The 24,771-nt window shown below is 49.9% G+C and carries 22 protein-coding genes; 12 read left to right on the top strand and 10 right to left on the bottom strand.

Annotated features, from left to right (window positions below; genetic code table 11):
• Positions 1-20: 20 nt before the first annotated feature.
• The 7 genes from ABN764_RS13605 to ABN764_RS13575 all read right to left on the bottom strand — a co-directional run bounded on the left by ABN764_RS13605 (position 21) and on the right by ABN764_RS13575 (position 7,716).
• On the bottom strand, positions 21-1,550 hold the full coding sequence (locus ABN764_RS13605; RefSeq protein ID WP_446672185.1) for a PH domain-containing protein: 1,530 nt from the start codon (positions 1,548-1,550) through the stop codon (positions 21-23).
• A complete protein-coding gene (locus tag ABN764_RS13600) occupies positions 1,540-2,019 on the bottom strand; it encodes a PH domain-containing protein (protein WP_446672184.1) in 480 nt (159 codons plus the stop codon). Before ABN764_RS13600 ends, ABN764_RS13605 begins: the two co-directional genes overlap by 11 nt.
• Before the next feature lie 27 nt (positions 2,020-2,046).
• Positions 2,047-3,096: a LolA family protein gene (locus tag ABN764_RS13595; protein WP_446672183.1), complete on the bottom strand. Its 1,050-nt coding sequence runs from the start codon at positions 3,094-3,096 to the stop codon at positions 2,047-2,049.
• A 2-nt stretch (positions 3,097-3,098) separates the two neighbouring features.
• Positions 3,099-4,595 (bottom strand): sensor histidine kinase, encoded by a 1,497-nt coding sequence (locus tag ABN764_RS13590; protein WP_446672182.1) that lies wholly within the window; start codon positions 4,593-4,595, stop codon positions 3,099-3,101.
• The gene (locus tag ABN764_RS13585) at positions 4,592-5,299 is read right to left on the bottom strand and encodes a response regulator transcription factor (protein WP_446672181.1); all 708 of its coding nucleotides are present in this window, start codon (positions 5,297-5,299) and stop codon (positions 4,592-4,594) included. Before ABN764_RS13585 ends, ABN764_RS13590 begins: the two co-directional genes overlap by 4 nt.
• A 244-nt stretch (positions 5,300-5,543) precedes the next feature.
• Entirely contained in the window at positions 5,544-6,647 is a 1,104-nt protein-coding gene (locus ABN764_RS13580; RefSeq protein WP_446672180.1) for a D-alanine--D-alanine ligase, read from the bottom strand.
• A gap of 61 nt (positions 6,648-6,708) precedes the next feature.
• Positions 6,709-7,716, bottom strand: a complete 1,008-nt coding sequence (locus tag ABN764_RS13575; RefSeq protein ID WP_072730579.1) for an amidase domain-containing protein — start codon at positions 7,714-7,716, stop codon at positions 6,709-6,711.
• A gap of 414 nt (positions 7,717-8,130) precedes the next feature.
• Here ABN764_RS13575 and acnA point away from each other — a divergent pair, with 414 nt between their 5' ends.
• Entirely contained in the window at positions 8,131-10,854 is a 2,724-nt protein-coding gene (gene acnA, locus ABN764_RS13570; RefSeq protein ID WP_446672179.1) for an aconitate hydratase AcnA, read from the top strand.
• Positions 10,855-11,106: 252 nt separating this feature from the next.
• Here the strand turns inward: acnA and ABN764_RS13565 are convergent, their stop codons facing one another.
• The gene (locus tag ABN764_RS13565; RefSeq protein WP_268626382.1) at positions 11,107-11,472 is read right to left on the bottom strand and encodes a winged helix-turn-helix transcriptional regulator; all 366 of its coding nucleotides are present in this window, start codon (positions 11,470-11,472) and stop codon (positions 11,107-11,109) included.
• Positions 11,473-11,656: 184 nt separating this feature from the next.
• Here ABN764_RS13565 and ABN764_RS13560 point away from each other — a divergent pair, with 184 nt between their 5' ends.
• Positions 11,657-12,385, top strand: coding sequence for an SDR family oxidoreductase (locus ABN764_RS13560; RefSeq protein WP_446672178.1), 729 nt, complete (start codon positions 11,657-11,659; stop codon positions 12,383-12,385).
• An 89-nt stretch (positions 12,386-12,474) separates the two neighbouring features.
• On the opposite strand, the gene ABN764_RS13555 is transcribed toward ABN764_RS13560, so the two are convergent.
• Entirely contained in the window at positions 12,475-13,185 is a 711-nt protein-coding gene (locus ABN764_RS13555) for an ArsR/SmtB family transcription factor (protein WP_446672177.1), read from the bottom strand.
• A gap of 108 nt (positions 13,186-13,293) precedes the next feature.
• On the opposite strand from ABN764_RS13555, the gene ABN764_RS13550 reads away from it, so the two are divergent.
• The 3 genes from ABN764_RS13550 (at position 13,294) to ABN764_RS13540 (ending at position 16,844) form a co-directional block, all read left to right on the top strand.
• Positions 13,294-13,914 carry a flavin reductase family protein gene (locus ABN764_RS13550; protein WP_446672176.1) on the top strand — a complete coding sequence of 207 codons (621 nt, stop codon included), beginning with the start codon at positions 13,294-13,296 and terminating at the stop codon, positions 13,912-13,914.
• Positions 13,915-14,129: 215 nt separating this feature from the next.
• A complete protein-coding gene (locus ABN764_RS13545) occupies positions 14,130-15,215 on the top strand; it encodes a glycosyltransferase family 61 protein (RefSeq protein WP_446672254.1) in 1,086 nt (361 codons plus the stop codon).
• Between the two features lie 222 nt (positions 15,216-15,437).
• Positions 15,438-16,844: a hypothetical protein gene (locus ABN764_RS13540; RefSeq protein WP_446672175.1), complete on the top strand. Its 1,407-nt coding sequence runs from the start codon at positions 15,438-15,440 to the stop codon at positions 16,842-16,844.
• A gap of 182 nt (positions 16,845-17,026) precedes the next feature.
• Here the strand turns inward: ABN764_RS13540 and ABN764_RS13535 are convergent, their stop codons facing one another.
• Positions 17,027-17,752: a nitrous oxide reductase accessory protein NosL gene (locus ABN764_RS13535; RefSeq protein ID WP_065291576.1), complete on the bottom strand. Its 726-nt coding sequence runs from the start codon at positions 17,750-17,752 to the stop codon at positions 17,027-17,029.
• 211 nt (positions 17,753-17,963) lie between these two features.
• On the opposite strand from ABN764_RS13535, the gene ABN764_RS13530 reads away from it, so the two are divergent.
• The 7 genes from ABN764_RS13530 (at position 17,964) to ABN764_RS13500 (ending at position 24,614) form a co-directional block, all read left to right on the top strand.
• Positions 17,964-18,950: a YncE family protein gene (locus ABN764_RS13530; protein ID WP_446672174.1), complete on the top strand. Its 987-nt coding sequence runs from the start codon at positions 17,964-17,966 to the stop codon at positions 18,948-18,950.
• 20 nt (positions 18,951-18,970) lie between these two features.
• On the top strand, positions 18,971-19,648 hold the full coding sequence (locus tag ABN764_RS13525) for a response regulator transcription factor (protein ID WP_446672173.1): 678 nt from the start codon (positions 18,971-18,973) through the stop codon (positions 19,646-19,648).
• 5 nt (positions 19,649-19,653) lie between these two features.
• Positions 19,654-21,057 carry a sensor histidine kinase gene (locus ABN764_RS13520; protein WP_446672172.1) on the top strand — a complete coding sequence of 468 codons (1,404 nt, stop codon included), beginning with the start codon at positions 19,654-19,656 and terminating at the stop codon, positions 21,055-21,057.
• A 110-nt stretch (positions 21,058-21,167) separates the two neighbouring features.
• On the top strand, positions 21,168-22,589 hold the full coding sequence (gene nosD, locus ABN764_RS13515; protein WP_446672171.1) for a nitrous oxide reductase family maturation protein NosD: 1,422 nt from the start codon (positions 21,168-21,170) through the stop codon (positions 22,587-22,589).
• On the top strand, positions 22,586-23,044 hold the full coding sequence (locus ABN764_RS13510) for a nitrous oxide reductase accessory protein NosL (RefSeq protein WP_446672170.1): 459 nt from the start codon (positions 22,586-22,588) through the stop codon (positions 23,042-23,044). The genes nosD and ABN764_RS13510 overlap by 4 nt, the downstream gene beginning before the upstream one ends.
• Positions 23,041-23,880, top strand: coding sequence for an ABC transporter permease (locus ABN764_RS13505; RefSeq protein ID WP_446672169.1), 840 nt, complete (start codon positions 23,041-23,043; stop codon positions 23,878-23,880). The genes ABN764_RS13510 and ABN764_RS13505 overlap by 4 nt, the downstream gene beginning before the upstream one ends.
• Positions 23,877-24,614, top strand: coding sequence for an ABC transporter ATP-binding protein (locus tag ABN764_RS13500; protein ID WP_446672168.1), 738 nt, complete (start codon positions 23,877-23,879; stop codon positions 24,612-24,614). Before ABN764_RS13505 ends, ABN764_RS13500 begins: the two co-directional genes overlap by 4 nt.
• Positions 24,615-24,771 lie beyond the last annotated feature (157 nt).

Genomic DNA, 24,771 nt, shown 5'->3' with positions numbered 1-24,771 from the left:
GGATTCCCCCTCCTGTTTGGTTATTCAGGTTTGTGACGGCTGTACCATTGCCATACATGTGCGACGTCGCGGTCGTCGAAACATGTCGCAGTATAGGAATGTCCGCTCATAATCGTAACATGTAGGGAGCGAATATTTCGCTGACGCTGAAAGTAACTGTCTTTCGTTGAAAGCGAGACAATATGCGGTCTCAACATATAGCAGGACTTTCTAGCGATCGCGCGGCTTCGTATCATTAGCTGCTTATTCTGGATACCAATTCCCGCGTCCTTAAGTCGCAGTGTCCCCATCCCGAGCAATATCGGCATTAGGAGCCACAGCCAATGGGCCATATTCCCCTGCCACCAATAGAGCAGTCCGTAAGTGGTAAGGAAGAGCAGCAGTTCCATACGAACATAGTACCACCAGGCCCGACCAGGCGGACGATGCTGCACAGCATCGTCCGCCAATTCAACCTGCGGTACAAAATGGGCTAACAAATGCGGAAGATCCCGAACCCGAATAAGCGGATGCAGCAGCAAGGATTCTTTCTTATCTGCTGACAGCACTCCGACCTCCACCTGTGCGTACCCGAGCAGCTGACGAAGCATGCCCTCCTTCACAATGATTTCCTGCACTCGGCCTGGTTTGAAGGCGTTCACTTTCTTCTCGAATAGTCCGTAGGAAATGACAATCTCGTCCCCCTGCACCACCGCTGTAAATCGATAGTACTTCGCGACGAACAACAGCGTTGAGATGAGCCATGCAAGTATGAGACCACCGGCTCCGAGCACGACATAAGTCAGATGGCTTGGGATCGCGGACATCATCTGATCCATTAGTCTTTGCATCAGCCCATCTGGCAGAATCAGCTTCAGCAGGTCATCTGCGAAGTTCGTAATCGCCAAATAGAAGGCAAGCAGCATGCCTAAATGGATCGTTGTCGCCGAGGATAGGAATAATGTTCCTACCTTCAGCCTTATGTCCCGTGCGGACAAGCCCGCCTCCTCTGACGGTTTGTCCTGATCCTTCTGATCCGCGCCTGCTGTCGCATGGACATTGTTACTAGGCAGCATATGATTAGCGCCTGCCGTCTTAGGTATATCGCCGCTCTCTAGGCCGATCTGCGGAGTACTCTGCTTGCGCTGCGTTAAAATAGTTCGCAATTCCTCCGCATGTGCAAGCGACAATGTAGGCAGCACGCCATCTCCATCCGCCTCTCCACCAGGCGTCTCAATCTTCAACTGAGCTGTCCGGCTTACACGCTGCAGGAAGGACTGCTCCAAGCGTACCGAGTGAATGCGCCGATAGAAGATTGTTTTTTCTTCCCGAATCCAAATCCCTTTATTAATGACGAGCTTATCTTCCTCGAAGCGGAAGGTGAACCTTCTCCAATCCAACACCGCATCTACGATTGCATAGACAACAATGGCGGCAAAAAGAATCTGCATCCACGAGTGATCCTTAGCCTTCCATGCGTAGAGAATGAGGAAAGGCCATATGGCCTTGGCTACCTGCAGAATCGAAAATCCCATGTGCAGTGGATGAAGGCGCATCTCCTTATTCTTCATGGTCATCCACCTTCGCCAGTTCTGCAATTTTGGCCTTTAGCCGCTCCGCTTCTTCCTCTTGGACTGCCAGAATTCGATTAGTCGTCGCCGCAGTGACGACGGACAATTGCGAGAGCCCATACTTGCGCAGCAGCGGCCCGCGTTCTGTCTCTACATGCTGTACGCGATTCATAGGCACAATCGTATGCTTCAAATAGATAATTCCTGATTGAATGTGCAGCTCTTCCTCGAACACTTCGAATGCAAAATAACGATAAGTTAGTATCGGTTCAATCCATACGAACCAAATGAAAGATACCGCCCATAATCCTGATGCAATCCAAGCGGGGGACTGTATCCAACCTTGTACAGAAGCGATAATAACATAGGCAATAATGACTGCAGCCATAATGCCATGTGCAATGACGCCTGCAATGCGAGATGCTTTCCTATAGTCAGGATGCAACTTTTGCCCCAGCTTACTCTCCATTCTACATCCCCCTCCAACCATCGGGACTTATTTACTCATGCCCTCTGCAATCTTGATTAGTTCTTCTTGCGTAACATCTGGGTTCGACGGAATCATCGTGTAACGGAATCCATCCTCGTCCCACGTAAGCGAGTGTATTTCGTCCCAATACCATCCTGATTTTCCTCGCACCGATACTGCCGTGCCCAAATCTCTTTGTGCGTCAGCAGGGGTCTTGAACAGACTGATATTTACATAAGATATACCGTTTTTGTCATACTCCAAAGAGATTTCCGTACGCTTCATCTCTCCCTCTAACTGCGCCAGCTCTATCTTCTTCAACGAAAAATCCTTATCCGTTATTTGTAGAAATGGAGCTCCTGCCGCTTTCTTCGCTTCCTCCAGTGATACCTGCTTCGCCGGGTTCAGCTCATTGATGTCACGCACCGGAATATCTTTCGGTATGCTCAACTGGAACGTATCTGCCGTGAACTTCGGCGCCATATCCAGCTTCGTATATTCGAAAGTGGATTTGACCGCACCGCTATCGATTTTGCTCTTTATCACCATCCAAGTAGATTGATCGACCCATAACTCCATTTGCTTCAGCAGGGCATCCTTCTTTTTGGATGAAGCCTTAATATGAACCGTTTGATGTTCGCCTACTTTTTCGTCTCCCATCGATTCAATACGATACGATTTGTTCAAATGTTCCAGCATATTTTTCAACTGCTCCCGCTGCGTCATCGGCCGCATCCCGTCACCTACGTCCATTTTGAACGCTTGCCGATTATGCTCATCCCATACCGTAATCAGCTTGCCGTCACTCACAGATATGGCTCGCTCATTGTCCTTAATTACTTCTTCCCGCTTCTTCTTCGTCTCTGCATCCGACCATTCCTTCAGGATATAACGCTCAGTTTCTTTGCCGTTCTCATAAGAAACCGTAACACCTTCCGCGTAGTAGGAGACTTCCTTCTTACCCGCTTCCAGCGCTTGACTCACGAGTTGTTCCCCGCTCAATTTCACCGAACTGGTACAGCCAGTAAAGATCAAGCTGCTTGCTAGTAATAGACTGCCTGCAAATCGGAACAGCATCTTCATTCATCCTCTCTGTCTGATCCTTGTTCGTAACTAAATCGACAGGCCAATAATGTGCCATGCGCCGCAGCCGACCATACGCCGATGCTCCCGCCATGCCGCTCCGCGATCATATTTGCGATACTAAGTCCTAGTCCTGATGCTCCGCCAGTACGAGACTTCGTCCTCGACTGATCAGCCTGGTAAAAGGGTTGGAACAGCTTCTCGATATGCTGTGGCTCTATCTCTTCGCCTTCATTCTGAACGAGCAGCACTAGCGCATTCCCTCTCCAAGCCTGAACACGGTCGACAAACGCCGGGAACAACCATTCCGGCAGCGGCTGATTCTCTGAAAAAGCCCCCAGCCAAATCGTTTTCCCATACGGCGTATACCGGATTGCATTCCCCATCAAATTATCCACGAGTCTCATCATCTGCTTCGCATGGAATGGATAGACGCCGGCCACCTCATTTCGAATGTCGAGATGAATGCCTCGCTGCGCACAAACCGCATCATATCCCGAGAACAGCATATCGAACAGTTCTTCCCCGTCCACGAGGACTTGCTCTTGCCCATCCCCGTTCTCCGTAGAACGAAGGGCTGTGTAGGTCGCCAGATCGTCCAGCATCTGCTGCATGTAGCCGATTTTATCAAGCATAATGCCGAAGTATTCCTTCTTCTCATCCGCTGTTACTTGCTTATCTTGCTGCAACGATTCCGCATATGCTCGAATGGAGGTAAGCGGCGTCTTCAGGTCATGGGACAACGATGCGACCATGTAATCCCGCTCCTGCTGCTCCGCAGCAATTTGCGCTCTGGCCTGCCCAACCTGCTCTCTCATGTCGTAAAAATGGGCAATCAGGGTTCCCATCTCATCCTTGGAGCTGCGGCTCGTGTCGGGTACAGGTTCATTACGGGCAAAGGCGGTCATCTGCCGCATCAACTGCTTCATTGGAAGATTCAGCTTCCGCTGAATAACAATGAGCGCCGCGCCATACAGGGCAATAAAGAACAGCACAGCACAACCAATGACGATATACGTCCGATATTGGAAGGCGTTAAGCCATTTTTCGCGCACCATCGTGACTTCATAGAACCCAATAAGTGTTCCTTTCTCGAACACGGGCTTTTTCGACGTATACGTATCATGGCTTTGCTCCAGCTTGTACAGATTCTCGTACAATTGCTCCGGATTGACGCGAAACATGGATGGAAGCAGCTTGTTCTCCATCGAAGTGAATACTTGAACGCCATCTGCTCGATACAGCGTGATTTTGAGCGAATGGTCTGCGACTCGACTGACCACTTGGAACTTCTCCTGCGGCTGAATATTATACAACGAGGGTGTATCGATAACCTGCTCGACCTCGCTTAGACGCTTCATCACATCCATATATTCAGCTAGTCCTTCCCGTTCATCATAGGACTGCAGCAGCCCGAACAAAGCAGCGAATGCCACGAGCGGCAGGATCATAACGACAAGACAAGTGATCATCAGCCAATGTGTAATCTTCATCTGAGCCGCTCACCAATGAACCGATAGCCCGTTCCCCACACCGTCTGTATATAAGTGGGATTGCGTACGTCATCTCCAAGCTTCATGCGCAGACTCTTAATATGAACAGAGACTGTGTTGTTGCCTTCCGCATCGGCCTGCTGCCATACATGCTCATATAGCTCCTTCTTCGTAAACGCACGCTGCGGGTGATGAGCAAGAAGTACGAGAAGTGCCCATTCCTTGGCGGTTAGGGTGATGGACTGATCTCCCATGCTTGCAAGTTGGTGCTTCTCATCAATAGCGAGCCCACCCTCGAAGGACAAGCTGTCCGCTGAGGCTTCTGCCCCATCCGTATAACGCTTGAATCTTCGCAGATGCGAATCGATTCTAGCCGTAAGCTCGGACAAGCTGAACGGCTTCGTCACGTAATCATCCGCCCCGAGCTTCAAGCCCTGTACCTTGACCTCATCCTCCAGCCGCGCACTTACTATAAGAAGCGGAACGTTGCTCGACAGCCGGATATTTTTACACAAGGTGAACCCATCCATCTCCGGCAGCATCAAGTCTACGATAACCATGTCATAGGTACCAATGCGGAAGTCCTCCCACCCCTCCATTCCTGTGGAAGACCAGGTGACCTCGTATCCTTCCCGACGCAAATGATCTCTAATAATTCTCGCGATTTCTCTATCATCTTCGACAAGTAATATGTTCGCATTCATGTGTACCTCGCTCCTTGCCCACATTATAATTGTTCCTAAGCTGCATCCTTCGGATTTCATACTTTCTTTATAAAAGCGACTGCAATTGGATAGACCATATGCATCCTAGTTATTACATAAAAAATAGGCCTGCCCTGCAAGTAGTTGCTCTACTCACAAGACAGCCCATTCTATTTCTTCCTATTAATTAGGTTACACTAATTCCGTGTTCGTAACCTGCAATAACTCAAGCAGCGCCTTCTGCTTATACATTTTCAAAATAAAGCTGCTGCTTCACTTTGTAGCGTTCCATCGCTAATTGAATCAAACGATCCAGCAGCGCTCCGTAGGCAATCCCTGTTTCCTTCCACATGAGCGGATACATGCTAAAAGGCGTAAAGCCGGGCATCGTATTCACTTCATTGATGAATACCTGCATATCCGAACGCCGTACGAAGAAGTCAACGCGAGACAAGCCTGAGCCGTCAATCGCTCGAAATGCAAGTACCGCCATCTCGCGCAGGCGATCCAGAAGCTCTTCGTCCAGCGGAGCTGGGATAACGATCTGCGATTTGCCATCGATATATTTTGCTTTGTAATCATAGAACTCACCGGAAGACACAATTTCGCCTGGCACGGATGCTTCTGCTTCGTCATTGCCAAGCACGCTGACTTCTACTTCGCGAGCGTCTACGAACTCTTCTACAATTACCTTGCGGTCATAGCGAAGCGCAACCTCGATTGCCTGCTTCAACTCGGCATCATTGCGCGCCTTCGAAATGCCTACCGACGAACCCAAGTTAGCTGGCTTAATGAAGCATGGGTAGCCAAGTTCTGATTCAATATTGGCCATCACATCAGCTTGATGATGCTCCCATTCGCTGCGAATGAAGTGAACATATTTGCATTGCGGCAAGCCGGCATGCGCAAATACCTGCTTCATGACAGCCTTATCCATACCTACGGATGATGCCAATACACCTGCGCCGACATAAGGCACATTCGCCATTTCGAACAAGCCTTGGATCGTTCCGTCTTCCCCGTTCGTTCCATGAATAAGCGGAAACATAACATCGATGCCGTTCCCCGCATTTCCGGTGCTGTCGACTCGAGCGAACAGCATTTCCATTGCGTCCTTCGTGTAACCGGCAGCGCCTTCTAATGTCAGCTCTGATTTATCGCTAAATGGTTGATGACGCAATTCTCCTACGCGCCATTCCCCTGTCTTTGTAATATAGAATGGAATAATATCATACTTCTCGTAATCCATTGCTCCCATCACGGCAAATGCCGTGGATAATGATACTTCGTGTTCTCCTGATTTGCCGCCGTACACCAAGCCGACGCGCATCTTCTCCTGTTGTCCCATAATTCCCTCCGTCAGCGCATCAAGCGCCTGTTGTCCCCCCTACGCTGTCCATGCTGCTCCTCTACAGAGCATCAATAATATGGAAGAAGCGATATTGCGTAGCCTCAGTCCACGCGTAGGAATCCTGATAGTCCCAATAACGGTGACGGCTGTTCGTCGTATGCGCATTAATGAGCGGCATGCCGTTTGCATCAAATGCAGTTACGATCGTCGTGTGTTGGAAATGGCCATCTCCATCCCAATCATAGGCGATGACGTCGCCAAGCTGCAGATCAGTTGGCTGTGCAACCAGCTCTGCTCGCAAGCTAGATGCGCTATTAGCAAGCAAGCGCTCTAGACTGTTCGCGACCGCCCAGCTGTAGCTCCAGCTCTCCTGACCGTTGACCATTCCTTTATACCACCAGCCCGTTTCTCTTCTACCAGTATAGTTCATAGGCACCCCCCCTGCAAAGAGACATTGGGAGACATAATTGGTGCAATCGACCTCAAACGACAGAAAACGGGGATTAGGCTCGTTCCACCATTGTTCTGCATATTGTACCGCTCTCTCCCGCCGATAGGGGGAAGACTTCTGCGGCCGCATATTCATGCCTAGCACATCATAATTCAATAGGGGCATCGAGCGGTTCTGCCTCTCAGCATAATGCTGCGCCTCATGATTCTCGTCATCCAGCTTGCTGCCATGACGCTCATGGGCCGGTGTTTCTACTCGTGTAATAATCCAGCTGTCACCGTCTCGGTTCAGTGTCAATCGCTCGATGTCAATTCGCTCATCGAACAAGGACACACCCTGCTGGTCATACTCGCGCTGGACGTGGAACTCTACGTCGACAGCCACTTCTCCATCGCCTTCATGCTTGCGTACGATTTTAGCCTTTGTCTCGCTCTTAAGCGGTGTTGTTCCGCGTTCGCGATACCACAATTTCAATCTTCTGGCCCGCTCGCTGGCCTTCATAACATACTCCATATCCTCGATAGGTGCCTGAACCGCATAATTCCGATCATCCACTTCTGAGCGATTGTGCTGATCTACATAGAGATACAGCGTATTTTTCCAATCTTGCCGCATGCTACTGCCTCCTTGTACGGGCGCGCCTCCGGCGGACAACCGTCCTTGAAAGCCGCGGAATATTGCTACCATATATATGCGTCATCCACATCGCTCATGTCCTGTGGAATGGCCTTGGGAAGCACGGTTATCAATTGTGTGCTTAGGGCTACGAATCTGCTCTTTATCGAACAAACGACCAGACATCACAAATATGTGCGAAAAGCACGTACATTTAGGCATTTTTATGCAGAAAAACCTCTTTACGCTCATACGGGAACACGCTATACTGGAGATGTGAAGCAATTATGAAATAACGTTTCATCTAGTGGAACTAATAGAAAAAAATTAACTACCTGCATACCTGCCAGCACACGTGAATCAGATGCATCACCAAGCAAGAGATGAACACAGAACCAAGAAGGAGGTTTCTCTATGGCAAGAACAGATGCTTTTTCTACAGCACGCGAGTTAACCGTCGGTAATCATTCCTATCGCTACTACAGCTTGGAAGCGTTCGAGGCGCAAGGCAACGATATTTCCCGCCTTCCATTTTCGATCAAGGTGCTGCTTGAAGCAGCCCTGCGCCAATTCGACGGCCGCGCCATTACGAAGGATCACGTAAACCAGATCGCCAATTGGGCGAATGGCCGTGATGAGAATAAAGAGATTCCATTCATTCCAGCACGTATCGTGCTTCAGGACTTCACAGGCGTACCCGTTGTTGTCGATCTGGCAGCGATGCGGGATACGGTGAAAAAAGCCGGTGGAGATCCGAAGCAAATTAATCCGCTTGTTCCGGTCGATCTCGTTATTGACCACTCTGTCATGGTTGATGCATTCGGCACTAAGGATGCACTCGAATATAACATGAACGTGGAATTTGAGCGCAACGAAGAGCGCTACCGCTTCCTTCGCTGGGCGCAAACGGCGTTCGACAACTTCCGTGCGGTACCACCTGCAACAGGTATCGTTCACCAAGTGAACTTGGAATACCTCGCTTCCGTAGCGGCTACGAAGCAGGTTGACGGCGTTACTGAAGTATATCCTGACTCGCTCGTTGGTACAGACTCGCATACGACGATGATCAATGGTCTTGGCGTTGTAGGCTGGGGCGTTGGCGGTATTGAAGCAGAAGCAGGCATGCTCGGACAGCCGCTCTACTTCGTTACACCAGAGGTTATCGGCTTCAAGCTGACAGGCAGCTTGGCGGAAGGCGCTACGGCGACTGACCTTGCACTGACAGTTACTCAAATGCTGCGCAAGAAGGGCGTAGTCGGCAAGTTCGTTGAATTCTTCGGTCCAGGCCTTGGGAACATCAGCTTAGCTGACCGTGCAACTGTAGCGAACATGGCTCCAGAATACGGAGCAACGATCGGCTTCTTCCCTGTTGATCAAGAGACATTGAACTACATGAGTTTGACTGGCCGCTCCGAAGAGCAAATCGAGCTCGTGAAGGCTTATTATACAGCCCAAGGCTTATTCCGCACGGAGGCTACCGAAGATCCGGCATTCACAGATGTCATTGAATTGGATCTCGGCTCGATCGTACCAAGCTTGGCTGGTCCGAAGCGTCCGCAAGACCGTGTAGAGCTGACGAACATGAAGCAATCCTTCCTTGATAACGTGCGCACGCCGATCGATAAGGGTGGATATGGTCTGAGCGACGAGAAGATCGAACAGCAAGTTGCGGTTACTCATCCGAACGGCGAGACAACACAGCTGAAGACAGGTGCTGTCGTAATCGCGGCTATCACTAGCTGTACGAATACGTCCAATCCTAGCGTAATGATCGGTGCAGGTCTAGTTGCAAAGAAAGCGGTAGAGCGTGGCTTGAAGAAGCCTGCTTACGTGAAGAGCAGCTTGACGCCTGGTTCCCTGGTCGTTACCGAATATTTGAACAAATCCGGCTTGATCGAGCCGCTGGAAGCGCTCGGCTTCCATGTTGCCGGCTACGGCTGCGCAACATGTATCGGCAACTCCGGTCCGCTTCCTGACGAAGTAAGCAAGGCAATCGCAGATGAGGATATGACCGTTGCCGCTGTCTTGTCCGGTAACCGCAACTTCGAAGGCCGTGTCCATGCTCAGGTGAAGGCGAACTATCTTGCTTCTCCTCCACTGGTTGTGGCGTATGCACTTGCGGGTACAGTCAACATTGACCTTGCGAACGAGCCGCTTGGCTATGACAGCAACAATGAACCTGTATTCTTGAAGGACATCTGGCCAACATCCGAAGAAATCAAGGAAGCTGTTGCTCAAGCGATTACACCGGATATGTTCCGTGATAAATACGAAAATGTATTTACTCAAAACGAGCGCTGGAACTCCATTCCGGTTCCAGAAGGCGAGTTGTACGAGTGGGATGAGAAATCCACGTACATTCAGAATCCTCCGTTCTTCTCGAACCTTGGTTCTGATTTGAACGATATTGCAGATATCTGCGACGCGAAGGTATTAGCGCTGCTCGGCGATTCCGTAACGACTGACCATATCTCGCCAGCCGGCAATATTAAGGTCGACAGCCCTGCTGGACAATACTTGATCGATAATGGCGTAACTCGTCAGGACTTCAACTCCTACGGTTCCCGCCGGGGCAACCATGAGGTCATGATGCGCGGTACATTCGCAAACATCCGTATCCGCAATCAAATCGCGCCAGGCACAGAAGGCGGCGTAACGAAGTACTTGCCTACGGATGAAGTGATGTCCATCTATGATGCTTCCATGAAGTATCAAGCAGACGGTACGAACCTGATCGTAATCGCTGGTAAAGAATACGGTACAGGAAGCTCCCGCGACTGGGCTGCGAAGGGCACTTACCTGCTCGGCGCAAAAGCTGTTATCGCCGAAAGCTTCGAACGTATCCACCGTTCCAACCTGGTCGGCATGGGCGTTCTGCCGCTTCAATTCCAAGACGGCAACAGCTGGCAGACTCTCGCCTTGACTGGAACGGAAACATTCAGCATCGTAGGCTTGTCCAACAACGTGGAGCCAGGTCAATCTCTGCAAGTTGTGGCAACTCGCGAAGACGGTACGCAATTCGAATTCCCGGTAACAGTTCGTCTCGACAGCATGGTCGATGTCGACTACTACCATAACGGCGGCATCCTGCAAACGGTTCTCCGTCAAATGATCGCGCAAGAGCGCTCGCACGCGTAACTATAATTAATCTCGAACCAACATGGTCAACATGAAGAGCCCCCTTATCGTCGATATTGGCTGGACACCTAATGTGTTCCTCTAATAAAGGTATAAGGGGGACTTTTTTATACATGTATGAAAAAGAAGTACCTGTAATTCACGAGACGTAATGTATGGCGAGAAAAGGCTAGCTGAATCCTCAGACTCTGCTACTGTTATTTCCTCTGTCAGTGTTACTGTTGCTGCCTCTGTCTCTGCCCACACTCAATCTTAACCCAGGCCATCGCCGCTTCCTTCGACCAGCTGTTGACCTTGGACGAACTTCAAATGCTCTCTTCCCCAGCTGCACATACTATCGAGAACCGTAACCAAGGACTGGCCATGCTCCGAGAGACGGTATTCCACCCGAGGCGGCACCTCCGGATAGACGATCCGCTCAATAAGTTGATCTTGTTCCAGTTCCCGCAGCTGCTTGGCCAGCGTGCCTTGGGTGACATCTGGAATGATCCGCCGCAATTCTCCAAATCGCTGGGTGCCCTTGATTACTAGAATAAATAGAATGAGAGGCTTCCACTTGCCTCCGATTCGCTCAAGCGTCGTCATCACGCCAAGTAATCGCGGCTCCTGCAAATCCATCGCTTCATTCACCTCGCAAGGGATATGTTGTCCTATCTTATTAAATAATTGTTCTGTCTTCCAATTCCTTAGCCTGTAAAAAAGTACGATTTTTCGTACTAAGTACGATGAAAGTGTCTACTTGGCACCCTTCTCTACTTGTTCCATAATAACGTCGAATTACAAGTGAGAGGAGTCAAGAACTATGTCTACGATTTCATTATACAAGCAACGTGTTGTCATTATTGGAGGGAGCTCGGGAATTGGCTTGGAGACGGCCAAGCAAGCCGCTGAACAAGGAGCTTCCATCGTGCTTGCCAGCCGTTCCGCAGATAAATTGGAGCAAGCCCGTCAGCTATTAGGGACAGATGTGACAGAGACTTATACGTTGAATAATCGCGATGAGTATCAACTCGAGCGCCTCTTTGAAACGGTTGGCCCATTTGATCATTTATTCACGCCTGGGGCTTCGTATGTTCGCGGCCCGATTACATCAACGCTTGAAGTAGCTCGCAGCTGCTTCGACGCCAAGTTCTGGCCACAATACCATGCGGTTAAATACGGGCTGCCGTACTTGAACCACAGCGGCTCCATCGTGCTGATGTCAGGTGCATTCAGTCAACGTCCCCTTGCCGACGGCGCATCATACGCCGCTTGCAATGGAGCCATCGAAAGTCTTGGCAAAGCCTTAGCCGTAGAGCTAGCACCCATTCGCGTGAATGTCATCTCTCCGGGGACAGTTCGAACGCCCTTCAACTGGGAAGGTGCAGAACAGGCCAGACGAGAGCAGGCCTATGAGCAATCTGCGCGCCTTAACCTGCTCGGCAGGGTAGGAGACGTCGAAGAAGCCGCGCATACGGTTATCTACTTAATGACGAACGGCTATACAACAGGAAGCACGCTGTATCCTGATGGAGGTTACCTTCTACGTTAACAAAAGCAAGTCATATCACGACAATGACACGCTCTTCACACAGGACTGGCTGCCTCATCAAGTCCATTCTGTAGGGAGAGCAGTTCACATTACAACTCCGCAAGGATCATTAGGTCGATTTCGAACGTTTCTTTCAAGCCTGCTATACCCATCTCCGTTATATGAATGGCTCTTGTATCCGGCAGCCGCTTCATCCAGCCCAGCTCCAGCATTCTTTCCAATAACGCGTTGCCTAATGCTCCTGCCAGATGGTGGCGACGCTCGCTCCAATCCAAACATTTTAGGATATAGGCACGACGCTTTTTCTTCGTTCCTGTAAGATCAATTTGTAACTCTGCGAAAAAAGCCTCTCCCTTTTCCGTAATTCGAAAAGCCTCTCCGTCATCCTCCATCATGCCCATCCGTATAAGCGACTCTGTCACCAGAACTCCAGCGTATCCAGCCAAATGATCGTAGCAGGTGCGTGCAAAGCGAAGCTTCTTATCTTCAGCATGCTGCTTCAACGAGCGAATCGGAACCGGTGGCGCGATAGATAGTAAGGTTTCCATAACACGCGCTACCTCTTGATCTCGAATGCCATAATAGCGGTGGCGCCCCTGCTTCTCCATCATTATGACGACCGCCTCGATCATTTTGGAGAGGTGAAAGCTAGCTGTCTGCGGCTTGATGTTCGCCATTGAAGCCAACTCGCTAGCCGGGTGGAAGCGGCCATCCAATAAAGCCGTCAGCATAGAGGCACGAGAACAATCGCTGACAAGCGAAGCAATTACGGCTGCATTTGGATTCGATTTTCTGGACATCCAATATCCCTCCCCAATTTGTAATCCATACTTCGATGATAATGGAATTATTTACGTATTACAATGAGGCAGAAGGAATAAATACCTACATAACAGGAGGCAGCACCTATGGAGACGAGCAAACAAAAAATCGCAACAAAACACATTCAACCGAAAATCCTCTATTATGGAACGCCCGTTATTTTATTGAGCACCTTAAATGAGGATGGAACTGTCAATATAAGTCCCCTATCCTCCTCTTGGGCGTTAGGGCAATGCATCGTGCTTGGAATCGGACTAGGAAGCAAAACGTTTGAAAATCTACAGCGTCATCAAGAATGCGTCATCAATGTGCCAAGCCCTGATCTGTGGGGAAATGTCGAAAAGCTGGCGCCTTACACAGGAAAGCAGCAGGTTCCAGAATGGAAACTGCCGTTAGGTTTTTCTTATAATAAGAACAAGTACGAAGCGGGTGATCTGACACCGACTGAGTCAGTTGCCGTACAGCCTCCCCGCATTGCAGAATGCCCTATTCAAATCGAAGCACAGGTGAGACATATTCGTATCCCCGAGCATACTTCGTTTATGGCGATTGTCGAGACGGAAGCCGTTCACGTTCATGCCCATGAGGATATTCTCATCGGGGATAACCATATTGATCCGCGGAAATGGAGTCCGCTTATTTATAACTTCCGCCACTACTTCGGACTTGGCACTGAGCTCGGCAAGACGTACCGAGCAGAAACATAGAGCATCGAAAAAAGCTAAAAAAGCCGCTGTACCGGCGAGGAACTCCCCTTTTCCGGCCAGTGCTTCTCCTTTCAAGCTGGATGTATATGTGAAATGTGCATCTTCCCCTTCTGACTTGCCCTTGCTGCCCCTTATTCTGTTGCATACTCTATTCATAGAGTTCTGCTATTCGTGGCATATGCAACTGTAGCAATTTGCAAAGGAGGGCTGGAGTGATGAATATATTTCCGAATCAGACCTATCAACGAACACGAGACTGGGCTGCCGGAGCCGCTGTTAACCCTCAACAATTTCAAGAACGATATCGTGTGCTTTACCCGGCAGAAACGATTATTCTTCCTCCTCCCAAAGGAGTAGACACGCCTCGATGGGGATCTATATGTCACTTTGATGAAGCATTCGTGGCCGTTATACCAGGGGGAAGGGTCATGACTGGAAGCGGTCATGTGGTAACGCCTGACCACCGCCGGCTTCAAGACGTAGAACTCCCCCCTTATCCTTACCCGTTCAATGAGCTTCCTGAGCCGCAATATACATCAGAAACTGTAGCCACATTAATGTGGGGCTGGAATATTCCCGGCTATGCATATCACCAAGCTATTTTCGGGCACTGGTTTTTTGATTATTTGACCCGCATTCATTTGCTGGAGCAGAGCGGAATAGCTATCGACAAATATTTGGTTGGCCAACTGACACATTCTTTCCAATATGAATCGCTGCAAATGCTCGGCTTTCCGATGGAGAAGTTAATACAAGTTGACCGTAACGATTTCCATTTGGTCGCAAACAAGCTGGTCGTGCCGGCCGTACCATTCCTTATTGGCGGATGCCCGAGCTGGGCCAGTCAATACATTCGCACCCGTCTGAAAAATGCTTCCATTGCTCCTCGTCCTGGCTATGAGCGAATCTACGTTAGCCGCCAAGATGCGTTTGTTCGACACGTCATTAATGAAGAAGAAGTCATGCAAGTTTTGGCCGAGAAGGGCTTCGTCCGCATTGTGCTTACACCACTGTCCACGGCCGAAAAGATTGCAATTTATTCTTCAGCGCAAGTTATCGTTGCGCCGTTCGGAAGCGGGAGCATTAATACCGTGTTCTGCAATCCAGGCTCTACATTGATCGAACTGACGCCGTTAACAGTTATGGATAGTTACTTTTGGAAAATTAGCAATTATGCAGGTATGAATTACTATGAGGTTCTATGTAATATCGAGCAGCCGCCAAAGCAGCTCGCTGGCTTTGATAACCTGATCGTCGACATCGACAAGCTGAAGCGCGTCCTTCATATGGCAGGCATTTAGTTGTGCCTGCCATATGTAGCGATTAGCACAGGGCTATGCAAGGACACGCCGCTTGCTGGCTGTATCTTCCGGTTACATGCAAATGTGAACGACTCGCATCCTCTCTCATCCGCCTGATGATGACCAAATGATAGGTATCCGCATAGTATGAAGCACATAATTCGAAGAGCTTCCACGCTTCCGAAACCTATGTTAACGCTTACATTATGGGAGGCGATTCCATTGGTCGTTACACTCGTCGGGATACACTGGGTGTATCTGCTGTTCATTGGGTTAATTATTGGCTTCCTCGTCATGCGGAGAGATACGACCATTGTATGTATGGCAGGGATATTCCTGCTCGGCTTGCTGGCAACTTCCTCGGTCAGTTCAGCGGTCAGCGGTATATTTACCAGCTTTATTTATGCCATTAAGGAGTTGATTGGCACCATTCTCATCATCTCGATTATTGTCGCGATGAGCCGTGTGCTGCTCGCGTCCGGCATTAATGAAACGATGGTATTTCCATTCACCAAGCTAATGCGCGGTCCCACGATGGCTTATTGGACACTTGGGATTGTTATGGTCGTCATCAGCACCTTCTTCTGGCCGTCGCCAGGTGTCGCTCTTATTGGTGCAGTGCTGCTGCCAGCAGCAATTCGCGTAGGGCTGCCTCCTCTTGCTGTTGCGATGGCTATGAATTTATTCGGACATGGTATCGCATTGTCAGGCGACTTCGTCATTCAGGGCGCACCGAAGCTTACCGCGGATGCAGCCGGATTGCCCGTTAAGAGCGTGCTGGAAGCCAGCATCCCGCTTGTGCTGGTCATGGGTGTCGTCACCACGGTCGTAGCGTTCTGGATGATGCGCCGCGATATGGGGCGTGGTCTTCTGACCATGAGTACCGGTCTTGCCAAAAATGACGACCGCAGCAGCTTCCATGTTCCCCGTATTCCCTTATCTCCCGTTGCCAAAACAACTCTAGCCATTCTCATTCCCCTGCTCTTCGTCATCGACGTCATCATGCTGTTCCAACTGAATCTTCAGGGTGGGGAAGCAACGGCGCTTATCGGCGGAACCGCTGCAATCACACTCATCGTCGTTACCATGCTCACCCATCGCAAGCAAGCACTTGAACAGACAACCAGCTACCTCGTGGACGGCTTTCTATTTGGGTTCAAAGTATTCGGCCCTGTCATTCCAATCGCCGCATTCTTCTATTTAGGAGACTCTGCCTTCTTCGAAATCTTCGGCAAAACTCTGCCCGCGGCATCGCATGGGATTGTGAATGATCTAGGGTTGGCGCTTGCACACAGCGTTCCACTCCACCCTGCCATCGGTGCAATTACCCTCACCATTGTAGGAGCTATTACAGGATTGGATGGGTCAGGATTCTCCGGCATCTCGCTTGCCGGCTCCATAGCATCCCTGTTCGGGGCCGCCATTGGCGGCGGGACAGATACCCTGACTGCACTCGGTCAAGTTGCCGCCATATGGGTCGGCGGGGGAACACTAATCCCATGGGCGCTCATACCAGCAGCAGCTATTTGTGGCATCAGCCCGTTCGAGCTGGCACGCCGCAACCTTGTCCCGGTGATCATCGGCTTAACCGTCACGACACTCGTCGCAATGCTGCTGCTTCTCTTGTAGCAACAAGTCCCACCTGCTCGCTGCTTTGCAACAGGTGGGACTTGTTTTGATTCATCCATCATTATTATGGTTACCTTGACACCTTTTCAACTTATAACGACTATGTCTGACAGATTTTCTTTAATCCTCATCACTAGTGTTTGTTATCCTTCAGAGCCATCATTTTAGTATTTGTTATCACTTTAGTGTTTGCCATCATTTTTTTGCTTATCATCGCTTTTGTGTTTGTCGTCCCCATTATTGCCATGATCCATTGGTTTGTTCATGCTCCCATTGTGCATGCCGCCGTTTTTCATTTTCTCTTTTCTCTTCAAATAACGTTGGTGGGAGATTTCATCAATTTCCTTCCACGATGCTTCCTTGCCCTTCAGGGCTTGATTGTCCGACACGAACTTCTGCGCTGCATCCTGCGTAGCGAACAACGCGTAGCCATATTTCATCGGTGTCTTAATATCCGCCTTTACCGGAGTTGAATCCTTTGCTGTCACCCATTCTAATGTACTATAATCTCTCACCCAGGATGCAGCCGGCTTCTCTTTCATATCTCGCTCATAATTCAATAAGCAGCCGACATCGTCAAAATAGAGATGCTGACCATCTGCTGTCTGCATTTGCGCTGTAAACATCCCCATATCTTCTTCTCTCAAATAGATTTTCATTTGGCAAAAGGCGCATAAGTCCTCATGAGTTGGCTCCTCCGCATGCGCTGCAGCCAATTCCTGCTTGAGTTGTGCCTTATTCTCAGCCGTTTGGCTTACTTGTTCCTTCCCCGTATTCGGAGCCGCTGCCCCCTCAACTGGCGCCGCAGCTTGTTCGCCCTTCTCTCCCGCATGGTCTGCACCGCCACATCCAGCAAGAATACTCAGCATCATGATCGAACAAATAAAAATAGCTAACCCCTTTTTCATATAACACCCTCCACGATGGAATTCATTGACAGAACAAATGCTAGCAAGCAATTGTGAGGAGATTGTGAAGGAAGTGAAATGAATTGTTGAACTTTATGTTGCAATTTTCCAAAAAGAAGTACGAAACTTCATAGATTTGATCAGATTTTGTGTCTAAAGCCGCTATAATGTTGCTATATTCCATTTTTTGAAATACAGGAGGAAGCGCCTTATGCGCCTTGCACCTTTCTTACGCACATTTTTGCCTTTGTTTGTTCTGCTCACTCTTGCCTTTGTTCTTACCGGGTGCGGCAAAAATGATTTCCAGCCTCTAGAGCAGCAGCCTATTATCGTCAGCGTCAATGTGAAGGACCATAGTCTCTCCTTCCTTGATCCTGTCCGCAATAAGGTGTCGGCGGCATGGCAGCTCGATTTCCCGCTTAGCGGCGCCCTATTCCTTGCGCAGGATCAATTGCTCGTCTACGGCAAGCAGGCGGACAAGGCTCTCATTTACCAATTGTCTACGGGAAAGCAGATCGAGACATGGGACGTAGGCAAAGGAGCGGCCAATGCGCTGCTGTCCCATTCGAAGCAATTTGTCTATTTTGTTGATCAGCATCATAAATCGATTCGCGCTTTCCGGCTGGACGGCACGCTTCAGTACGAGGTTTCTGTAGGCAAGCAGCCGTTGCATATGTATGAGGCGAAGGACGGGAGCAAGCTGTACGTCATCAATTTCGACGATACGACAATGTCCATTATAGATACTCAATTGCAAAAAGTTGTACAAACATTCGACATTAACGAATCTTCGGCTGGCGGTCTGCTGTTGGATGATCGGCGTGAGCTGTGGGTTGGCGGCCACGGAAGCGGGGCTGAAGTCGAGTCGGACATCCATGTGTACAACATGGATACCGGTTCGCTTATTCGGCGCATCCCAGCTCCTTATATGCCCGTAAGCTTCGCACAGACGGATACAGGCATATTCGCACTGAGCCACGGATCCAGCACGCTTCGCAAGTTCGCGCGGAACACCGGCGCAGAGCTTGGCACGATCAAAATTGGCGCCAACCCATTCGAGATGAAGGAAATTGGCGGAAATCTATACATCGCTAGTTATGATAGCAATGAGATCTATGTCATTGATCCCAACTCACTCACCGTCAGCTCAATCATTCCCGTGGGCCATGGCCCATTCCAGATTATATCCAACTCATAAGCGCAAGGAGGAGAGCAAGCATGAACCAGTCTCGATTGCTCATTATCGATGATGAAGAAGATATGAGAGCCCTCGTGCATATGTATTTGAAAAGCTCTGGATTCGAGGTGTACCAAGCCGCGAATGGCGAGGAAGCGCTAGAGATTCTGTCTGCCATGTCCATCGATCTAATTGTTGCCGATGTCATGATGCCAGTTCTGGATGGCTTCACGCTCTGTCTGAACATACGCCAGTCCTCTAACGTGCCAATCGTCTTCTTAACGGCAAGAGGAGAAGAATGGGATCGTGTCTATGGCCTGAAAATCGGTGCCGACGATTATATTGTGAAGCCGTTCAGTCCAAGCGAGCTGATCGCCCGCATCGACGCGGTTCTGCGCAGGGTTAATCGAGAATCTGCAGCAGACAAAACGGTTCAGCTATACGGTCAAATCGAGATCAATGAACGAGGTAGAACGGTCAAGGTATGCGGCGAGTCCTTAGCTCTTACCTTGAAGGAATTCGAGCTTCTTCTCTTCTTATGCCGCCACCGCGGACAAGCACTCAGCCGCGAGCAGCTTCTGGAGCACGTGTGGGGCATCGACTACGAGGGCAGTGTTAGAACTGTAGATACACATATCAAAACACTGCGCATTAAGCTCGGCAATGTGGGTGAATTCATACAAACGATGTGGGGCATCGGATATAAACTAGAGGTGTAAATGGCATGAAGCAGCTGACCTTAGCACAGAAAATGTGGCTTATCGTATGCGCGGCGATTATCGGAACCGTGTCTTTTTCGTATGCGCTCACTCACTACTTCTATGAAAAATACTATGTCGAAAAGGTAGATGAAGGACTGCGGCTGGAAGGGCTTCGCCTTGCAAGCAACTATAGCGGTGGAGAGGTCACCGCCAAGCTGCGCGATCAGATCGATTGGTACAACAAGATGTCTGACTCGGAGGTGTTTCTTGTCACGAACCCGCGCGAGTTAAGCGCCTGCCTTCCCTTCGAAGTCGAATATGACTCCCTCATCAGCGAGCAGGATCGCCAGCAGCTCCTTCAGGGCAACCCCGTCACCAAGTCCGGGTTCGAGGAACGCTTCGGCCGCACGATTCTATCTGTCAGCATCCCGCTGCTGGACGACAATCGCTTGCAAGGCATCTTATTCCTGTACATCCCGCTTGCAACCATTATGGAGATGAACAAGGAACTGACCAGCATTTTCATTCCGATCACCGTATGCTTCGTGCTCCTATCCCTTGTGGTGGGCAGAACATTAATCAACCGCATCACGCAGCCCCTTCGACGCTTGGAGTCCGCTGCCCATGAGATGGCACATGGCAATTATACGGAACGTGTTCCGATTACAACACATGATGAAATCGGCAAGGTGGGACAAGCCTTCAATCAGATGGCATGTGCCGTTGCCGAGGAAGATAAGCGCAAAAAAGAATTTCTCGCAAACGTGTCTCATGAGCTGCGGACCCCTATCAGCTATGTGAAGGGGTACAGCGAAGCGATTCTGGATGGGGTTATCGAATCCGAACAAGATCAGAGAAGCTATATCAGCCTGATCCACCGCGAGGCCGGCCGCATGCAGCGGCTAGTTCATGATCTGCTAGAGCTGGCTAAGCTGGAGAACAATGCCTATCCGCTTGCCATCACCCATCTGGTATATGCTCAGCTTATTGAGGACGTGCTGATGACATACAGACACATACTTGTCCAGCAGCAAATTGCATTGGCGATCGATCTTGATCCCGAGCTTATTATTGAAGCCGATCAAAATCGAATCGAACAGGTGCTCCATAACCTGCTGGACAATGCCATAAGGTATACGCCGGAACAGGGAACGATCAGCGTCGAATTGCGCGCAACCTCGGACACCCATTGTGAGCTGAGCATCAGCGATACCGGCATCGGCATTGCCCCTGAGCATCTTCCTCATATAATCGAGCCGTTCTATCGAGCCAATAAGGCGCGAACCCGCAAGGATGGCGGGACAGGGTTGGGGCTTGCCATTGTGTCCAATATTGTTGCTATGCATGGCGGAATGCTGACCTTTCACAGCATCGAGAATGAGGGGACGACCGTAGCGATTGCGCTGCCGCGATACAGAGAGACATAAAGACTTGTAGGTTGTCATGATCCGTTCACACATTCTTTCATCTTTGCACACAATTGTGTCGTAATGTAGGAGCCAAAGAAAATGAAAACGGGGACAGGATGGTGCCAATTGTGACCAATTGCAGACAAGTCAACAGAAAAATGCTGCTGGCCGCTCTAGCTTTGCTATTGTCTCTCCTCACCTGCTTCCCAGGTACAAGCAAGCTGCATGCCGCCAACGCTAATGGGAAGGCGTTCATCGTTCGTGCCGGAGATTCGATCCAGAAGGCAATTAATGAGGCTGAAGTAGGCGCAACCATTACCGTACAAGAAGGCAGCTATCATGAACAGCTTGTCATTGATAAGCCGCTGAAGCTCCAAGCTGCAGGCAGTGCTAAGGTTACGCTGAACGGCAATAATCAAGGACATGTCGTCACGATTACCGCCCCCGGCGTTTCCCTAACCGGATTTCAGATTATCCAGAGCGGCAGCAAAAAGCAGGACGCTGGTATTTATATCGCCTCCTCGGACAACTTGATCATGTCCAATACGCTGTCCCGCGTACAGAATGGCATCTATGTCAACAAAGGAAGCCGTAATCAGATCGAGAACAATACGATAACGAGCAATAACAGCCGTATCTCTAAGCGAGGCAACGGCGTTCACCTCTTCTATGGCAGTGGTAATGTTGTACGTGGCAATGACATTTATGATGTTCAGGACGGCATTTACATCGACTTCGCAGCCGACAGTACGCTAAGCAGCAACACGATATCCAATTCACGCTACGCCATTCATCTCATGTTCGGTGAAGGAGGTCTCGTATCGGGCAATCAATTCATGTACAACATTAACGGGATGATGGCCATGAGCTCCTCCTCCTTTCGGATTGAGCAGAACATCATGCAGAAGCAGCTTGATTATCGCGGCTATGGAGTGTTGCTCTATGACACCGATCGCATCACGATGCGGGGCAACCGCATGATGTACAACAGCAACGGTCTCGCACTGGAGGAAGCGAGAGACAGCATCATTACAGACAATGTCATCTCGGGCAATCATCTTGGCCTTAGTCTGCTGAAGGGCAATACCGGAACTACCATATCGGGGAACCAGTTCATCGGCAATGTCGTGCAAGCACGTAGCTTGGATGCGAAGCAGGCCATTGATAACGGCACATCGGGCAATTATTGGGACGACTACTCTTCCTTCGATATTACCGGCGACGGCATCGGGGAACTACCTTACTACGCAGGCTCCATCTATGACAAGCTGCTGCCGAAGCAGCCGCAGCTGCAATTCTACTTCGAGAGCCCTGCCATACAGCTATGGAATGCAGTTAATCGCATGCTGCCTTCCGCTAACGCAACGAGCGGAGCAGATCGGTTCCCGCTTACGCAGCAGCCCACCCTTCAACCACTTGTAGATGATCCTGCACAATCAGTCCTAGAAGCGGAACATCCTACAGACAATCGCCATCTTATCGGCATCGCAGGATGCTTGTTCCTAATTGGCGGCATATTCATTCTTGCACAAGGGAGGATTCAGAAATGACATGGAGATTCGGAACAGTCGTAGCGGCAGTCAGCCTCCTGCTTGCCACATCCTGCGGCAAGCCAAGCTATGAGCCGCGCCCGATTAACCCTGATATCGATGTATGCATCATATGCAATATGAGCGTAGCGAACGAAGACTACGCAACAGAGGTTGTATTAACGGACGGCAAGATTATGACCTTCGATGATATCGGCTGCATGATGGATTATATCCAATCGTATCACAATGCAGACAATCCGATTGCCAAGTCCTATGTATACACCGCAAGCAATTGGGTAGAGCTGGAGCAGGCCTGGTTCGCCTACCACCAAGACTTCTGGACGCCAATGGCGAATGGCGTGCTGGCCTTTCCGAACAAGGAACAAGCAGAGCAATACGTTGCACAAGAGGGCAAAGGAAACGTTCTGTCGTTCTCTGACCTGAAGCAGCATAAATGGGACGGTCATCAATGAAGCACATAGGTTCGATTGCGAAGCAGGAAATGAAGCTGATCATTCGCAGCCGCTGGCTGGCAAGCTTCTCCATATTATTTACACTACTGGCGCTGTTCATCGTATTCTTCGGCAGCACCGGCTATCAGGCAGGATACGAAGGGTTTACGAGAATGACTGCAGGACTTCTGAATCTCTCCCTCTTCCTCGTTCCGCTTCTCACGCTGTTAATGGGCAGTACCATGCTCGCGGGAGATAAAGAGGATGGGGGCTATCAATTGCTGCTCACCTACCCGGTATCGCCCACTTCCATTGTCCTTGGCAAATACATAGGCATGCTGGCGGCCATTGCAGCCGTTATCCTGCTCGGCTACGGTATTGTCGGAACTATGCTGTGGATCACGAACCGCACTGGCATGTTCGCCGCCTCCTTGTTTTTTCTCTTTATCGCCTTGACCCTGCTGCTTGCGGCTATCTTCCTGGCGATAGCTTCGGTCATCGGCGTGTATGCCAGCACGCGATTCCAAGCGCTTGGCATCAGCATTCTGACATGGGCGCTCAGCGTGCTCCTGTACGAATATATCGTGATGGGCGTCTCCAGTGTTGTCCCTTTTCATTGGATTATTACACTCTTAACCACATCCATCCTGTTCAACCCAGTTGAGCTAATACGGGTGTGGAGCATCGTTCAAATGAAGAGCGGCATGATATTCGGGCCGACGCTCTATGACTTTACGATATGGGCCGAGGGGAGCACCGGACAAATTGCCTTCTGTCTGACGGCTGCGGCATGGATCATTGCTCCGCTTGCCTTATCCATCATCATTGTGAAGCAGGGGGGGCGCATCCGCGAATGACGACAAATGCGATGATTCGATTCGATAATGTATCCAAGATTTATTCCAAGCAGAATCAGGTGCGCGATATCCACTTCTCAATCGGCCAAGGTGAATGCTTCGCCTTATGTGGAGGCAATGGCGCCGGGAAGAGCACGATCATTCAGATGATGATCGGCATTGTGAAGCCAACGTCGGGCAGCATTTACTTGAATGGGCACAAGGTATCGTCCACGGACAGCGCCTATAAATCCACATTCGCCTATATGCCTGACAATATGGTATTTCCCCGTTCCTTGACGGGATACGAGGTGCTGCACTTTTTCTCCAAGCTGCTGCAGGTGCCGCGAGGTCGCATCGATGAGCTGCTCTGCCTCGTTGGGTTGGAACAAGACAAGCATAAGAAGGTAAGCCATTATTCCAAGGGAATGCAGCAGCGGCTCGCGCTCGCACAAGCGTTGCTGCCTGAAGCTCCGATCATCATTCTGGATGAGCCCACCAACGGACTTGATCCCTATTGGGTGCATACGTTCAAGGAACTAATCCATGCTGAACGCAGGAAAGGAACAACAATCCTCTATTCGACTCATATTTTGTCTGTCGTGGAGGACACGGCCGATACTGTCGCCTTCATGAATGAAGGCGTCATGGTCGCATGCGATTCTGTCGCTAGACTTTGCCGTACAGAAAATGGACATCGTTCCTTGGAAGCCGTCTTTTATGATACATGCCAGCGTATGGCCACTAGTTCGTAATTAGTGTTTCTTTTCTCGTAGTAGAACGATGTTGGTATTTGCCTTTACTCGTGCAAGGCTCGTATCATTCAAGTGTGCACTATACAGTTGCACATTTATATACCTATCCAAACACAGTGCACTTATCTATACAAATGCAAAAAGCCAGCGATCGCTG

The organism is Paenibacillus wuxiensis, assembly GCF_040195695.1.
Lineage (GTDB): Bacteria > Bacillota > Bacilli > Paenibacillales > Paenibacillaceae > Paenibacillus_B > Paenibacillus_B suaedae.
The sequence above is the reverse complement of the archived record's forward strand: the minus strand, read 5'-3'. Positions and strand labels throughout refer to the sequence as shown.